This window comes from Christensenella sp. KGMB01412 (assembly GCF_055522415.1).
This window is the reverse complement of record NZ_JBVFVW010000001.1, coordinates 629,532-644,892: the sequence shown is the minus strand read 5'-3', so window position 1 is coordinate 644,892 and position 15,361 is coordinate 629,532. Positions and strand designations below refer to the sequence as shown.

12 protein-coding genes are annotated in these 15,361 nt (G+C 47.8%); all 12 read left to right on the top strand.

Going from position 1 to position 15,361, the window contains the following annotated elements; all coding sequences use genetic code 11:
- Nucleotides 1-10 precede the first annotated feature (10 nt).
- The 12 genes from ACS5WU_RS03035 (at nt 11) to ACS5WU_RS02980 (ending at nt 15,356) form a co-directional block, all read left to right on the top strand.
- Nucleotides 11-685 (top strand): 4Fe-4S dicluster domain-containing protein, encoded by a 675-nt coding sequence (locus ACS5WU_RS03035; RefSeq protein WP_046444940.1) that lies wholly within the window; start codon nt 11-13, stop codon nt 683-685.
- Between the two features lie 13 nt (nt 686-698).
- A complete protein-coding gene (locus ACS5WU_RS03030; RefSeq protein ID WP_059108595.1) occupies nt 699-2,312 on the top strand; it encodes an FAD-dependent oxidoreductase in 1,614 nt (537 codons plus the stop codon).
- Nucleotides 2,313-2,592: 280 nt separating this feature from the next.
- Nucleotides 2,593-4,707, top strand: coding sequence for a PTS sugar transporter subunit IIC/EAL domain-containing protein (locus ACS5WU_RS03025; RefSeq protein WP_465088932.1), 2,115 nt, complete (start codon nt 2,593-2,595; stop codon nt 4,705-4,707).
- A 215-nt stretch (nt 4,708-4,922) separates the two neighbouring features.
- Entirely contained in the window at nt 4,923-5,921 is a 999-nt protein-coding gene (locus tag ACS5WU_RS03020; protein WP_465088931.1) for an aldose 1-epimerase family protein, read from the top strand.
- 249 nt (nt 5,922-6,170) lie between these two features.
- Nucleotides 6,171-6,755, top strand: coding sequence for a WxL domain-containing protein (locus ACS5WU_RS03015; protein ID WP_059108592.1), 585 nt, complete (start codon nt 6,171-6,173; stop codon nt 6,753-6,755).
- A gap of 63 nt (nt 6,756-6,818) precedes the next feature.
- Entirely contained in the window at nt 6,819-7,904 is a 1,086-nt protein-coding gene (locus tag ACS5WU_RS03010; RefSeq protein ID WP_465088930.1) for a DUF916 and DUF3324 domain-containing protein, read from the top strand.
- Nucleotides 7,905-7,963: 59 nt separating this feature from the next.
- Nucleotides 7,964-10,309 (top strand): hypothetical protein, encoded by a 2,346-nt coding sequence (locus ACS5WU_RS03005; protein WP_465088929.1) that lies wholly within the window; start codon nt 7,964-7,966, stop codon nt 10,307-10,309.
- A gap of 70 nt (nt 10,310-10,379) precedes the next feature.
- Nucleotides 10,380-10,874, top strand: coding sequence for a DUF3290 family protein (locus tag ACS5WU_RS03000; RefSeq protein ID WP_046442266.1), 495 nt, complete (start codon nt 10,380-10,382; stop codon nt 10,872-10,874).
- Nucleotides 10,875-10,888: 14 nt separating this feature from the next.
- Nucleotides 10,889-11,518: a YetF domain-containing protein gene (locus ACS5WU_RS02995; RefSeq protein ID WP_046442265.1), complete on the top strand. Its 630-nt coding sequence runs from the start codon at nt 10,889-10,891 to the stop codon at nt 11,516-11,518.
- A gap of 39 nt (nt 11,519-11,557) precedes the next feature.
- On the top strand, nt 11,558-13,294 hold the full coding sequence (hflX, locus tag ACS5WU_RS02990; protein ID WP_046442264.1) for a GTPase HflX: 1,737 nt from the start codon (nt 11,558-11,560) through the stop codon (nt 13,292-13,294).
- A 164-nt stretch (nt 13,295-13,458) separates the two neighbouring features.
- Nucleotides 13,459-13,944 (top strand): hypothetical protein, encoded by a 486-nt coding sequence (locus tag ACS5WU_RS02985; RefSeq protein WP_465088928.1) that lies wholly within the window; start codon nt 13,459-13,461, stop codon nt 13,942-13,944.
- Nucleotides 13,941-15,356, top strand: coding sequence for an aminotransferase class I/II-fold pyridoxal phosphate-dependent enzyme (locus tag ACS5WU_RS02980; protein WP_465088927.1), 1,416 nt, complete (start codon nt 13,941-13,943; stop codon nt 15,354-15,356). The genes ACS5WU_RS02985 and ACS5WU_RS02980 overlap by 4 nt, the downstream gene beginning before the upstream one ends.
- Nucleotides 15,357-15,361 lie beyond the last annotated feature (5 nt).

Below are 15,361 nucleotides of genomic sequence, written 5' to 3'. Positions count from 1 at the left end.
AGACAGATAAATGGAAGAAATGGTAAATGTCTTTCTGATGGGAAAAAAATATAGTGTCCCGTCAGGCCTTACCATCATGGGGGCAATGGAATATGCGGGATACCAGCTGGTGCGCGGCTGCGGCTGTCGAAACGGATTTTGTGGGGCCTGCGCGACGATTTACAGGATCAAGGGAGATAATACGCTCAAGTTTTGCCTTGCATGCCAGACGACGGTAGAGGACAATATGTATGTAGCGATGCTGCCGTTTTTCCCAATCGTCAAACCAGTTTACGATATGGAAAAAACCAAGCCTACAGAGCAGATTATGATGCAGCTTTATCCTGAAATTTACAGCTGTATTGGCTGCAACGCCTGCACAAAGGCCTGCACTCAGGAGCTTAAGGTAATGCAGTATATTGCACACGCACAGCGTGGCGAATATGAGAAATGCGCGGAAAAATCTTTTGACTGCGTGATGTGCGGCGTGTGCTCGGCACGTTGCCCGGCAGAAATTTCCCATCCGCAGGTCGCTCTTCTCGCACGCCGGTTGACCGGAAAATATATCGCGCCCGAATCAAAGCACCTGACACAGCGCGTACACGATATCGAGAACGGCGATTTTACAAAGCTTCTCGAGGATGTTGCGGGAAAACCGATCGAAGAATTAAAAGAGCTCTATAACCATAGAGAGATCGAAGAATAAGGAGGCGGGAATTATGTTTACACCAGAAATGCTTGAATCCATCAAAAAGGTGGAGGCGACAAGGGCAGACAGAATCGGCGTAGAACCCAAAAGAATGACCGCCGAAGAAAAAGAAACGCTTTTGAGCAAGTTTCATCCAGACTATAAAACAGATAGCTTCGAAGCGCTCAAAATAGGCCCAAACAAGGGCGATAAGGTGCCGATTGAGCTTGCTGCGCTTTTGCAGGCCAACAGCAGGGTAAAGGGGCTTGACCTAGACCTTGAAAATGTGGCATATGATGTTGACGTACTCATCATTGGCGGCGGCGGCGCAGGCGCTTCTGCGGCGATTGAAGCGCATAACGCAGGGGCAAATGTTATGATCGTAACGAAGCTTCGCATGGGCGACGCCAACACAATGATGGCTGAGGGCGGCATACAGGCAGCCGATAAAGCGAACGATTCCCCGGCGATCCATTATCTGGATGCACTGGGCGGAGGCCATTACGCAAATAAACCTGAGCTTTTGAAAAAGCTGGTGTCCGAAGGGCCCGGCGCAGTAAAATGGCTCAACGAGTTTGGTGTGATGTTTGATAAAGCGCCGGACGGAACGATGATCACAACGCATGGCGGCGGTACGTCGCGCAAAAGGATGCACGCAGCAAGAGATTATTCTGGCGCAGAGATTATGCGCGTGTTGCGTGACGAAGTCATGAACCGTGAAATTCCGATTGTTGACTTTACAGCGGCGATTGAGCTGATTTTGGACGAAAATGGTAAAGCTGCTGGCGCAGTGCTGCAAAATATGGAAACGTGCGAATATCTGGTAGCGCGTGCAAAGACAGTTATCATTGCAACCGGTGGGGCAGGACGCCTGCATTATCAGGGGTTCCCGACCTCCAACCATTACGGCGCTACGGCAGACGGACTCATTCTTGCATATCGTGCAGGTGCACCGCTTTTGTATGCGGATACCCTGCAGTATCATCCTACGGGCGTTGCGTTCCCGGAGCAGATATTCGGCGCGCTTGTGACGGAAAAGGTGCGCTCTATGGGAGCAATGCTCATCAACTCCGAAGGGGAGGCTTTCATGCACCCGCTCGAAACGCGCGATGTGGCGGCGGCTTCGGTTATCCGCGAATGCAACGAACGCCATAAGGGTGTGGAGACTCCGGAAGGTTATGGCGTATGGCTTGATACTCCAATGATCGATATCATCCACGGCGAGGGAATGCTGGAAAAAAGACTTCCTGCGATGCTGCGGATGTATATGAAATATGACATCGATATGAGAAAAGTACCGATCCTGATTTATCCGACTCTTCATTATCAGAACGGCGGAATCGATATCAGCGTCGACGGCATGAGCCGTGTTGAAAACCTGTTTGTAGCGGGAGAGGCTGTTGGAGGAATCCACGGGCGGAACCGGCTGATGGGTAATTCATTGCTCGATGTAATCGTATTCGGCAGGAATGCAGGGCAGAATGCGGCTGCGAAGGCTTCCTCAGTGAAGGTTGGAAAGCTGACGCTCGATCATGTGGATAAATACGCAAAGGAAATGGAACAGGCGGGTATCAAGAGTGATAAAGTATCGCCGCTGCTGCTCCCCACATATACGCACGGCAGGGAAAAACGCCAGGCGGAATAAAGACGGGGCAGCGGAATCAGCAAGTTTATTTTGAAATACTGCAAAAGGTGTTATAGACAGCATACGTTCAGCCGTTTTGGCGGGGCGTATGCTGTTGTTTTTCAGGATGTGTGTATGACAGCAAAAAGAGTGCGTCAAAGTACGGAGCAGGACAGGAAAATCAAAAATACAAATTAAAAACAACACATGCAGCGTGCTTCTATGATATAATAAATATAATACAGGATAGTACAGGTTGGGTATCAAAGTGTTGCACGCAGTCGCAAAAGTTTTTCAGGGGATGTTGGATAAAATCGAAAATAGCAAGGTTTCCCGCGCGATACGCAAGGGGCTCATTACTGCTATCCCGATTCTTATGATCGGATCCATCGCGCTTATTTTATTGAGTTTGCCAATCGAGGCTTTTCAAAGCTTTCTTATTTCTTTTGGCGGTGGAATTTTACATCAGATTTTGAGCCTTGTCCACAGTGCGGCATTTGATTTTCTTGCGATAGTTTTTCTGATTACAATCAGCTATAGCTACGCGCAGATTTGCAGCAATAAAATGTCTATGCGGATTGGCGTTCCTGTGGTTGCATTGTGCTGTTTTATGATTATGTCTGGCGCGGGTACGGATAGTTTTTCCATGTCTAACTTTGGCGTCAACGGCCTTTTTATTGCAATTCTGACGGCTATTTTTTCCAGTATGCTTTTTATCAGGCTTGCATCCGTACCGAAACTGGCGCTGCATATCTATGCCGATGGCACCGATCATGATTTTAATACGGCCTTTTCCATGATATTACCCGGCGCGATCGTGCTGCTCGTTTTTGCCACTGTAAACTATGTCCTGATCAACGTTTTGGGAGTAAACAATTTATCTGATTTTCTGGCGGATCGAATGATTACCCTGTTTATGGGACTTGGAAAAGGGTTGCTTTCCGGTATTTTATTTGTTTTCTTCCTTGGCACATTTTGGTTTTTCGGTATCCACGGCGGAAATGTTATGGATCAGGTTTCCCAGCAATATTTTGCGGGAAATGTGGATATTAATATTGCAAACATTGCCGCTGGTTTACCACCCACGGAAATATTGAGCAAAACGTTTTTTGACGTATTTGTATTTATGGGAGGCTGCGGAACGATCCTCTGCCTCGTAATTGCCATTTTTTTATTTTCACGCAGGAGAAGCGTAAAGGATATTGCAAAAATGGGCGTCGGCCCTACCATATTCAACATCAACGAATTTGTAATTTTTGGTCTTCCGGTTGTTCTCAATCCCGTGTTTTTCATTCCGTTTGTTTTAACGCCGATTGTGATTACCGTGATTTCTTATTTCGCCGTCTATCTTGGAATCGTACCTTATGTGACGCAAACGGTAGAGTGGACAACCCCAGCCATACTGAGCGGCTTCGTGGCGACAGGCTCCGTTGCGGGCAGCCTCCTGCAAATCGTAAATATTGTGGTAGGCGTTTTGATTTACCGCCCGTTTATCAGGATATATGAGAAAAAGCAGCTTGTCAGTATGAAGAACGATATTTTAAAATTAACAAAAATCCTGAGCGAAGCGGAAAAGGAAAATGAGCAGCCCGGGCTATTGAACCGGAACGATCATTTGGGTTCAGTCGCGAAAATGCTGGCGACAGACCTTCGTCATGCAATCAAAGGCCATAAGCTGGTACTGTATTATCAGCCGCAGGTGAGGGGAACGGGCGAATGCTTCGGGGCGGAAGCGTTGCTCCGCTGGGAACATGAAATCGGAGGCTTTGTCGCTCCTCCGCTGATCATCGAGCTTGCACGGGAAGCGGGATTCCTGGGAGAGTTAGAGCAGGAAGTGCTTGATATGGCCTGTGCAGGACTTTTCAATTTCAATGAAAAGCTGGGAAAGGATTTTGAACTGTCGTTTAATATCACTCCGGAGTCACTCAGAGAGAAAAACTTTTTTGAACAGCTACAGAGGATTGTAAACAAAAATGCAGCCAATCCGCATAACCTGTGGATTGAAGTGACGGAGCAGGCTTTGCTCGCAGATACGCCGGAGATGGAAAAGACGATGGAACTGCTCCGCCAGACTGGCTATAAACTTTCCCTTGACGATTTTGGTATGGGGCATACGTCTCTGCTGTATTTGCAGAATAACCAGTTTGACCAGGTAAAACTGGATGGTTCCATCGTCCGGGATATGCTGCAAAATGAACGCTCGTGCGATATTATTTCTTCTATTCTCTTCCTGAGCAAATCACTCCACTTTTCAGTTCTGGCCGAATATGTAGAGGTGCCGGAGCAACGTGAAAAGCTTATGGAGCTTGGCTGCAATGAGTTTCAGGGATATCTGTACAGCAAACCGGTTCCTGAAAATGAATTTGTAAAGCTGGTTATGAAGTGGAGAAAGCTGGATAATAGCGAAGAGCTTTGAGCAGGACCGGCCAAAACGTAACCATTGTCAAAATCCGCATCTGAAAAGAAAAGCGGATTTTTTATGCACATAGTAAAAGGATACATATTTTCATGAAAAAAGCAAAGTTTTGGTATACTTTGCCAGAAGAATGAGGTAAGATATTAGTGAAAAACAATTCATAAAAGTGTCTTTTTAAATATACAGGAAATACAGATCAACAGGAGGTTTTTTGTATGCTTTCAAAAAAGGAAATGTATCGTTATGCCGGTGACCTTTCGCAGTTGTTTTATGCCAGGCAGTACCGTCTTGTCGGAGGACGTGCGGATGGAATGCGTGCTGTTGACGTAAATAATGGCGCGGGACTTGAATTTACCGTATATGTGGACAGGGCAATGGATATCGGAAGGTTTTCGATCCATGGCGATAACTGTGCTTATCTTTCCAAAGCAGGGATGGCTGCGCCAGCCTATTATGACGACAAAATGGGTGGATGGCTCAAGACGTTCAACGGCGGGCTTCTAACTACGTGTGGGCTTACCCAGGTAGGGCAGCCCTGCGTGGATGACGGCGAAGAGCTCGGGCTGCATGGAGATATCAGCGCGGCTCCTGCGGAAGACTTTTGCTGCGAGGTGGATATGGACGCTGAAATACCTGAAATTATTCTTCGTGGCAAAATGCGTACTGCTAAAATATTTGGAAAAAGTATTTGCATGACGCGTGAGATTCGTGTGAAATATGGCGATAACAAAGTATATCTTACTGACAAAGTGGAAAATCTTGCGGCAACCCGCCAGCCATATATGGTGCTTTATCATATGAATATGGGGTATCCGCTTCTTGATGCGGGCGTAAAGTTCGAGACGAGCGGCGAATATACAGGCCCGTATGCCGAATATCCGGAGGAGAATATTAAGAACCGTCTGATTTATCCGGACGTATCCGATTCGGGAGCGGAAGAGGTATACTATTATAAAAATAAGGCTGAAAAGGACGGAATGGGTTATGCCGGCATCTACAACGAGAAGCTGAAAAAAGGCATTCGCATCTGGACCAGGCCTGAGCAGCTTGATCGTTTTGCAAACTGGAAAAATCCGTATGCGGGAGATTATGTGATGGGTGTCGAGCCGAGTAACTGTTTTGTTGGCGGACGGGAAAAAGAACGCGAAACAGGACTGAAATACATTGAACCCTATGAAGTAAAAATGCAGGAACTAATCATAGAAGCTATCTAAGAAATAAAGCAATCAAAAGGCCGTGCATTTTGTACGGCCTTTTTTGTTGCCCTAAAATATCCGGCGACGGAAATACATTTTTTTGGTTTTATTGCACATCGACCAATATTAAAATATTGTAAATGCAATAAATATATATATTACTGGGGAAGGAAGGTTATAAATAATTAAGCAGTCAGACGATATGCCTCCTGAAATACTGGAAAGGGATTCGGCTGTAAACGATCTGCCACGAAAGGAAATGATAATATGAAACAGAGAAGAAAGATTGTTTTGACCACAATATTGACGGTTATCATGGTCTTGGCATTTGCCTCGGTTGCGATGGCAGCGGGGACAGCCGATACCGATACGTCGAATGCGTCCATTCAGTTTACGGCAGGCAATCTTGAATTGAAGGCTGTTCCGGCGTTGGACTTTGGACAACATGCAATCGATAATGCAACGGTTGATTTTGGAATGACCACAGATACGGCTACGCTTCAGGTTGCCGATGCGCGCGGGAGCGGGGCTGGGTGGAAGGTAACGGCACAACTTGGTGCATTTTCAGTTGCAAATGGAACAACGCCTATTGGAAGCGCGACGATCACGCTTACAAACGGTGCTCCTGCAGGCGTAGGAACCACAGATACAGCACCGGTTGTCTCAACACCGATCACGCTTGCGGCAAACGGCGCTTCAACGCAAGTAGTATCCGCTGCGCTTAACAGCGGACGTGGAACCTGGAATATGGTATGGCAGAAGGCGAATGCGTCGATCAATATACCGGTAGCTTCCCAGCAAATCGGCGAGCACACGGCGACATTAACATGGACGCTGGAAGATAGCCCGTAATCAGGTAAAGAAAGGCAGCGCGTATCCGGCATATATCCGGATGCGCAGGCAGAGAAAGACAAAATGAAAACAAAGGGCGAAAAAACTTTTTTTGCTGTCATGCTGATTTTATGTATGCTGATCCCCATGGCTACAGGCTATGCAGTGGATGCGACGGAAGGAGTCGGATTTTCAGTTCGTGCAGTTCTCCCGGAAAATCAGGTCAATTCGCAGGTTTCTTATTTTGACCTGCATATGGCTCCTGAACGAAAACAGGATCTTACAGTGGAGATTTATAATAAAGAAGCAAAGGAAATCAAAGCAAAGATTTCTGTGGTCAGTGCATCCACAAATGGCAATGGTATCATAGATTATAAAACTCCGGGAATCAAAGATAAGACATTAAAAATTCCGTTTTCTGAGATTGCAAAGGTGCAGGAGGAGATCGTTATGGTTCCTGCGGAGAAAACGGCGCATACGGTGATATCAGTCACAATGCCAAAGGAAGAATATGACGGTGTGGTACTTGGCGGCATTGTTGTAACGCAGATTAAAGACGAAGAAGAAGCAAAAAAAGACGAAATGCAGGCAGCGCAGGGTGTGACGATCAGAAATGAGTACAGTTATGTGCTGGGCGTAAAGCTGACGGAAACAGACAGCGAGGTATTGCCGGAGTTTGAACCGGTAATTGCGCAGCCGGAGCTGATTCAATACCGCGTAGGCGTGGTACATTACATAAGAAACAAAGAGGCTGCAATCGCAAAGAATGTCACACTGGGGATTAAAATCTATTCTGAGCGTGAAAATAAGATCATATTAACAGAGCCGGAGAAACGAATCGATATGGCTCCAAATTCTGTGATACCGTATGGAGTACTTTGGGGAAGGGACATTGCTCCCGGAAACTATATCAGCTATGTCAGTATGGAACAGGACGGCAGGACTTGGAACTTTGAGATGCCATTTGAGGTGACCGCGCAGCAATCGCTGGAAATCAGCCAAAACTCACTGGAAGAAAAACAGGGAATCCCATGGTGGGCGGTTTTACTGATCATATTAGTTATCATATTGATCATAATTATATTGATTTTACTTTTGATTGTCAAAAGAAAAAAAGGGAAAGAAACACTGACATCCGTGAATGATACATGTATGGGCAGGAGGAAGTAATACAAAAACAGGACAGAAGTGGAATTGCTTTTGCCCTGTATTGATATGGAGGCGAGGGCGTGAGGGGTACAAACCACAAAAAAAAGCACAAAGTATGGAATATTGCCGCCATGGTTTTGATTGCAGCGCTCGTTGTACTCACAGTACCTTCACCACAAGGACAAAACACCTACGCCCTTGCACAGCAAGAGGAGAATAGTGCAGAGACGGAGGCGTCCGCTGAAACGCCGGTACAGGGAGAACAAGACGGCGAAGGAACGGAGACGCAAATTCCTGAAGAAGATGCGGGAGAAGAAAAAGAGACGCCTGATGATGTGCAGTCCCCGGCAGAAAATGACACGCCTGTACTTCCTGAGGCATCGCAGATTCCGTTGCCCCCTTCCTCTGCTTCCACAATTCCGCAAGAAGGGGAGGAAGTATTGTTAGAGCAAACGGAAGAGCTTCTGGCGGAAGCTTTTTCAATCGTAACGGATGGTCTGGATACAAACGAAGCAATGGTGGATAACTTTGCAGACCTGAAAACCGTACTTGAAAACGATACCCTATACGCGGGAATCGACACAATATATCTCAATGGGACGATTACTTATGTTGCCGGAGGCATATTGATCGGAAGTAACCGCAAAAACGTGACAATCGTCGGGCATCCAAAGAGTGAGGATGGCGTGCGCAATCAAATAAACGATATTGCCGGCGGGATCGGAAACGTAATCAGGCCGCGTGTGGCTGGTACGAGCATAACGCTAAAAGACGCTGTAATCAACGGCAAAAATTACTACGGGCCGGTTATGGCGGAGGACGCGTATCCTTCCACGATCACATATGACAATGTAACATACAAAGGGCCGCAGATCGTCTTCAATCGGCGGGGATTGGTGCGTTTCCTGAATTCTGACGTTACGATTATGGCAACAGGCGGCGACGAGCCACAGGAAGTTGGGGAGATCGCCCAGCTTGAGATCGGTGGAGTGACGACGATCAAAAAGACGGATGGTACAAACTCAATGTTTTGGTTTGCTGGCAATAACGGTACAAACCAGTATATCAGGGTTTTGCCGGGAGCGGACGCCACGGTTCTCAACACGACAAGCGGCGGCAATAACGACTTCATCTATGTGGAGGGAGCCGGAAATACAACAAACCAGAAGCCGACGCTCACAGTGGGTGTGGGAGCATCGTTTTCGGTCACTACACGCGACGGCCTCCAACGGAGCGGCCATAAGTTAGAGGGAATTGTGGTCGAGGAAAACGGCAGGCTGAATGTGGTTCATACAGGCAGCAACAATGCGCCGACGATCAGGCTAAACACCTTGCTCCAGGTCGGAACCGGCGCAACGCTTAACGTACAAAGGGCGGCGAACAGCAATACGGAAGGCCTGGTTAAGTTTGCGTCTGCGGGCGGAAAGGTACAGATCAATCATCCAAACCGCATCCTGCTTTACAATCCATATGGCGGCCTGATCAAATTTACGACTTCAGGAACGATCACGGCAACCGTGGATGCAATCAATAACTGGACGGCAAATACAGGGGCATCGGACAGTATTGACAATATGCCCAATTATATATGGAATAAAAATGACAGTACTACAATGAATATGAGTGCAACCGCCTCGGGAACAGCTATCACCTCCGCTTCTATTTCCAATACAAGCGCAGATGATCCAAATACGGATGTGTTCAGCAACTCCACCTTTAATACCTATACGTCTTATATGATTGCGATGGGGAGTTATTATCTGGATATTGATGCCGTATATCAAAACAGCAGGCAGATTACGGGAAAGACGGAAGGCAGCGCAAATGTGAAAATTACATATAATGGCGATGCAGGAACGGCAAGGGAGCTTTTGGCAGATGCCAACGCGGATGGAAATTATGTTGCAGACGTGCCGGATTCAAACCTTATACTTGATGAAACGGTTCTTGCCCTCAGCCACTATGATTTTCTGAAAGCGCGGCACAAAACAACGGTGCTTGAAAATCCGGGAACTCTAAGCTTTTTGAATGTCCCTTCAAAGCTTGCCTTTGCAGATTCGGCAATATCAGCAGTACCTCAGCTTATCGGAAGGCAGGATCCGGGATGGGCACTGTCCGTATCCGATACACGTGGTGCCGGAAACGAATGGAGCGTGCAGGCAAGCATCGCACAACCGCTCACTGGAACCAGTAACGGACAAACATATACACTTCCCGGAGCGCTTGTATATATAGAAGGGGCTACCAGCAAGATGCTTGGAAAAGAGCCGCTGCAGGTCTACAGCGGGACAACGGGCAGTTCCAGCCAGACGGATATTACATGGGCGGCAAAAGAGGGAATACTGGTTTCACTTGATGGCGGGGAAGGATGTCCCAATGTGGAATACAACGCCACGATCGAGTGGACTCTGTTGGATGCGCCATAATAAAAGAGGTATCAGGCGGCGGTAAAATATCGGCGCTTTTTCTATGTACCCATGATTAAAAAGAAATGGAATGTGGTATCTATATTACAGCAATATCGAGACAGGGGCAAGCAATGTGAATTTTTACAGTTATGAATATTTTACGAGTCATGTAAAGCTAACGAACCAGTTTGAGTTGATCTTTATTCTGATATTGCTTGCCGTTGCCATTTTTTTGGTTGTGCAGATCATACGAAAAAAAATATCGGTACAGTATAAAGAGCTTGCGCTATTACTCTTTATATTGTTTTCGTTGATGGCGGGAGTTAAGGTGAGCGACGCGATTACTGCAAAAAATCAGCAGACGCGTTATCAAAGCAATATCAATTCGATTGATACGCTTTCAGGGAAACTGAAGGTGCCTCAGGATCAGATTTTTATCAGCACACCGGATATTACGGACCAAACCGTGTATAAGGTGCGCAACGATTATTATACCTTGTATTGGTCGGACGATAAGCAGTCTTTTATTGCTGTGAAGCTGGACGCGCTCGTAATCGATCCAATCAATATCATCAACGAGTAAGGGGGGAATGGCAGGTGCTTTCTTATGTTGATATTGCAATTAAGCTGACGATTGGTTTTATCTGCCTGATTATTATCATCAATCTGTCGGGAAAAGGACAGCTTGCGCCACTTTCGGCAATGGATCAGGTTGGCAACTATGTACTTGGCGGTATCATCGGCGGCGTGATTTACAATCCGGATATTACAGTACTGCAATTTGTAATCGTTCTGTTGATATGGGGACTTCTGATTTTTGTCACGCGGTTTATCAAAAACCATAATGCTGAAGCAAAAAGGATGATTGACGGGGAGCCGATCCAGATTATGCGCAATGGTGAGCTGCTGACGGATAATTTTAAGCGGATCAATCTCACAGCGCATGATTTTTCAACCCTGCTGCGTATGCAAAATGTGCATAAAATAAGCGAATTGAGCGACGCGCAATTTGAGCCAAACGGGCATTTGACGCTTGTGAAAAAAGGCGAAAAGCTTTTGTCGCTGATGATCATTGAGGATGGTCAGGTTAATCAAAATAATCTGGAGAATATTGGGAAGGATGAACAATGGCTCGAACAACAGCTGCGTGAAAAGGGAGTGGAGGATATTTCAAAGGTATTCTGTGCGGAGCTTTCCGGCGATCATCTGAATATTTATCTTTATTGAGCGGCTTGCAAGGAGCGGGCGATCTGATATACTGTTAGTATGGAAATACATGGAAATTTAAATGGAATCAGGGATTCTATAAAGGAAGAACTGAACGAATTATATGACTATAAGATGCAGACGCAGGAATTTGCGTCCGTTTCTTTGATTGAGGAAATGGCGCGGCTAACGGATATTCTTGGAAAAGAAATTTCCGTGTTCCTGTCGCGCGGCGGAAAAGTACTCGATGTTTCGGTTGGCGACGATAAAAGCGTAAAGATGCCTTACATGCGTATGCGGCGAGGCTTTGAGGGCGTTTCAGGCGTGCGGTCGTTGCATACGCATCCAAACGGGAGCCCGATGCTCTCAGAGGTGGATATTGGTACGCTTATTTCTACGCGGTTCGATGCGATGGCGGCAATTTCTGTCCGCAACGGAAAAGCGGCGATGATGTGCGTCGGCTTTTTGGGGGATGCACTTGACCAGGTAAAAATTGCAGGCCCGTTTCGTGCGGGGCGGATACCGCAGCAGGCGCTGATGCAGGAAATTGCCTTTGCGACGGAACGTGTGAGCAGGCTTGTCCGTATGCACGATACGCAGGGAGAGGCAGAGCGCGTGCTGCTGGTAGGTTTAAACGCGCCGGAAGAGAGCATGGAAGAGCTGCGGCGTCTGGCGCAAACCGCCGATGCGGAGGTAGTTGGCGTTGTAACGCAAAGCAGGGAGCGAGACCGGGCATACTATATCGGAAAGGGGAAAGCGCAGGAGCTTTCGTTGCAGCTTGCGGCGGCAGATGCCGACGCCGTTATTTTTAACGACGAGCTGACGCCCCTTGAAACGAAAAATCTTGAGGAGCTGCTGGGAGTGAAGGTGATTGACCGGACAATGCTGATCCTCGATATTTTTGCAAAGCGTGCGCGTACGCGGGAAGGTCGGCTTCAGGTAGAGCTTGCGCAGTTGCAGTATACATTGCCAAGGCTGCAAGGGGAAGGAACGGCGCTTTCGCGTCTGGGCGGCGGCATCGGCACGCGCGGCCCGGGTGAAAAAAAGATCGAAGTAGACCGCCGCAGGATTCGCCGAAGGATATTTGAGCTAACACAGGATATTGAAAAAGTAAAACAGCAACGTGACCTGCGCCGCAGCGCACGGCGTGAAAATGAAGTAAAGGAAGTTGCGCTTGTTGGGTATACCAACGCAGGAAAATCGAGCCTGCTGAATGCCCTTACGGATGCGGGCGTGCTTGCGGAGGACAAGCTTTTTGCAACGCTTGATCCGGTGACAAGGAAGGTAATGCTTCCTGACGTGGGAGAGACTGTCTTTACGGACACGGTAGGGTTTATTGAAAAGCTTCCGCACGACCTGGTGAGCGCTTTTCGCTCGACGCTTGAGGAAGTCACGCATGCAGACCTGCTTTTGTGCGTAACGGATGCGGCGAATCCAAATGCACAGAAACAGATGGACGTGGTTGATGGGCTGCTTGAATCGCTCGGCGCTGCTGAAAAGCCTAAAATAACAGTGATGAACAAGGCAGACCTGCTGGCGGTGGTTCCGCCGGATGAAGCTGACACCATATATATATCAACGCGCAGCGGTTATGGGATGGAAGCGCTCCTTGCGAAGGCGGCGGAAAAGCTCGCGCCGCAGATGATGTCTTACGAGGGAAGAATCGGGTACGACAAGGGTGATCTTCTGGCTCTGGTTAACCGTCACGGAAAAGAAATAGAGCTTGAATACCTTCCGGAAGGGATCGAAATAAAAGCAAAACTTCCGGTCGAAACGATCAAAAAACTGAAATCTTAAAAAAGCGCCTGCACTGCAATGCAGGCGTTTTTTGGCGCTGTTTTGCAAAGGAGAGGCAACGCTCTGCTCCTTGCGGAAAAAGTGTTTTTTTGATATGATATATCATAAGATAGTTTTGCTATTATCAGGTGGATGATTAAAAATTATGCAGCTTGAAAGAGGAAATGAGGGCAGGCATGTATCGGGAAGAACTGGCACATAAAAAAGTGGGCGCTGTAGCCGGAATTTTTATTACCGTCGGGATTGTACTTGCAATTCTGGCGGTGATGTTCATCATGTCCTTTCTGAGCTTTTGGACGGGAATTGGCTGGATCCAGTTTCTTGCGCTTATTATCGTGGCGCTTGGAGCATTTTTCTTCGTAAGGTATTTTTTGACGGATTATATCTATTTGGTGGAGGATGGAGAAATCCTTTTCGGAAGAAGGATTGGAAGGCGCGAAAAGGCGCTGTCTACCATACCGCTTCGCAATATCAAAAAAGCGGGAAGCTTTGAAGATATGGCGCAGGGGCTTTCGGGCCGGAAAAAGTATAAGTATACCTATAAGAAGAAAAAAGATGCGTTTGTAGTCGATTGCGGCGATATCGCAATTATTTTCTCGCCGACGGATGAGCTGGTGAAGAAAATCGGCAAGGGAGGACGTACGAGGTGAATACGCCTGTCGCGGATATGCTTACGCGTGTAGCGCAGGCTTCAAAATCCCGCTTTTGTATGCCGGGCCACAAAGGCAAGGGCGGTTTTTTGCCGATTGAGGTAAGCCGGCTGGATATAACAGAGCTTCCTGATGCGGATAACCTGTATGCGCCGCAGGGCGTGATCAGAGAGGCACAGGAGCTTCACGCGAAGCACATTGGCGCGCGGGAAAGCTATTTTCTGGTGAATGGGAGCTCGTGTGGCGTGCATGCAGCGGTATTATCCGTCCTCGAACCGAAGGATACGGTGATTGTTGCGCGGGATATCCACCTGAGCGCTGTAAACGCATTTTGCATGGCGGGGGTTCAGCCTGTATTTGTATGCCCGGAGACGGAGGCGGCAGGTGTGCCGGGCGTTGTAACGGCAAAGGAAATTGCGCGGGCGGTGGAAAATCATCCCCACGCAAAGGCAGTTTACCTGACTTATCCAAATTATTATGGCCTGTGTGCAGATATCAATGAGATATGTGCGATAGCCCACAAGGCGGGGATGAAGGTGATTTGCGATGCGGCCCATGCCGCGGCGTTTGATTTCTCGGAACTGCTGCCGGTTTCGCCGGCACAGGCAGGATGCGATATTTGGGTAACAAGCCTGCATAAAACACTGTGTGCGATGAACCAATGCGCGGTGCTTAACATCGGGGCAAATGCAGCGATACAGCCGGAGGTCGTGCGTTCAAGGCTCAATATGCTTCAAACCACAAGTCCTTCCTATTTGTTGCTTGCCTCGTGTGATTATTCGCTTGCAATGATGCGCGAGGAGGGGGAAGTCCGCTTGAGGGCGGCGGTAAACCTTGTGGAGGACAATATGCGCCGTATCGAAGCGATCGGCGGCTACCGGTGTGTTTTACAGGATATCCCAAAAGGCTCGGGCGCATTTGACAGAGATATTTTAAAACTGGTAATCGACGTGACGGATCGTGGGATCAGCGGTTTTGGGGCGGCAAAAGAGCTGCACAAATGCGGTATCGACGTGGAAACAGCGGATGTCTCAAATATTGTGCTGATCTGCACGATAGCAGATGGGATTGAGGATTTTGAAAACCTCAGGGACGCGCTGAAGCAAATCAGGGGCGCTAACTACCATATTGCAAATACGTTCGCGCAGGAGGAAATTAATGAGGTATACCGCACGCAGTTGGAACGATCGATGCGGGATGCTTTTTTTGCTGAAAGACGTATTGTAGCCGTGGAAGACAGCGTAGGCTGCATTGCGGTGGCGAGCGCGGGCGCGTATCCCCCGGGAGTTCCCGTCATTATGCCCGGGCAGAGGATTACGAAACAGATGATAGATTATCTGAGGCATTTACAGGGCAGCGGATATGGACTTTTTGGAATGCAGGACGGCGGGATTGAGATCGCCTGTTTATAAATACA

What these genes read in the sequence shown, in the direction of transcription:
- ACS5WU_RS03035 (WP_046444940.1), top strand. Translation starts at nt 11, where the DNA reads ATGGAAGAAATGGTAAATGTCTTTCTGATGGGAAAAAAATATAGTGTC.
- ACS5WU_RS03030 (WP_059108595.1), top strand. Translation starts at nt 699, where the DNA reads ATGTTTACACCAGAAATGCTTGAATCCATCAAAAAGGTGGAGGCGACA.
- ACS5WU_RS03025 (WP_465088932.1), top strand. Translation starts at nt 2,593, where the DNA reads ATGTTGGATAAAATCGAAAATAGCAAGGTTTCCCGCGCGATACGCAAG.
- ACS5WU_RS03020 (WP_465088931.1), top strand. Translation starts at nt 4,923, where the DNA reads ATGCTTTCAAAAAAGGAAATGTATCGTTATGCCGGTGACCTTTCGCAG.
- ACS5WU_RS03015 (WP_059108592.1), top strand. Translation starts at nt 6,171, where the DNA reads ATGAAACAGAGAAGAAAGATTGTTTTGACCACAATATTGACGGTTATC.
- ACS5WU_RS03010 (WP_465088930.1), top strand. Translation starts at nt 6,819, where the DNA reads ATGAAAACAAAGGGCGAAAAAACTTTTTTTGCTGTCATGCTGATTTTA.
- ACS5WU_RS03000 (WP_046442266.1), top strand. Translation starts at nt 10,380, where the DNA reads ATGTGGTATCTATATTACAGCAATATCGAGACAGGGGCAAGCAATGTG.
- hflX (WP_046442264.1), top strand. Translation starts at nt 11,558, where the DNA reads ATGGAAATACATGGAAATTTAAATGGAATCAGGGATTCTATAAAGGAA.
- ACS5WU_RS02985 (WP_465088928.1), top strand. Translation starts at nt 13,459, where the DNA reads ATGAGGGCAGGCATGTATCGGGAAGAACTGGCACATAAAAAAGTGGGC.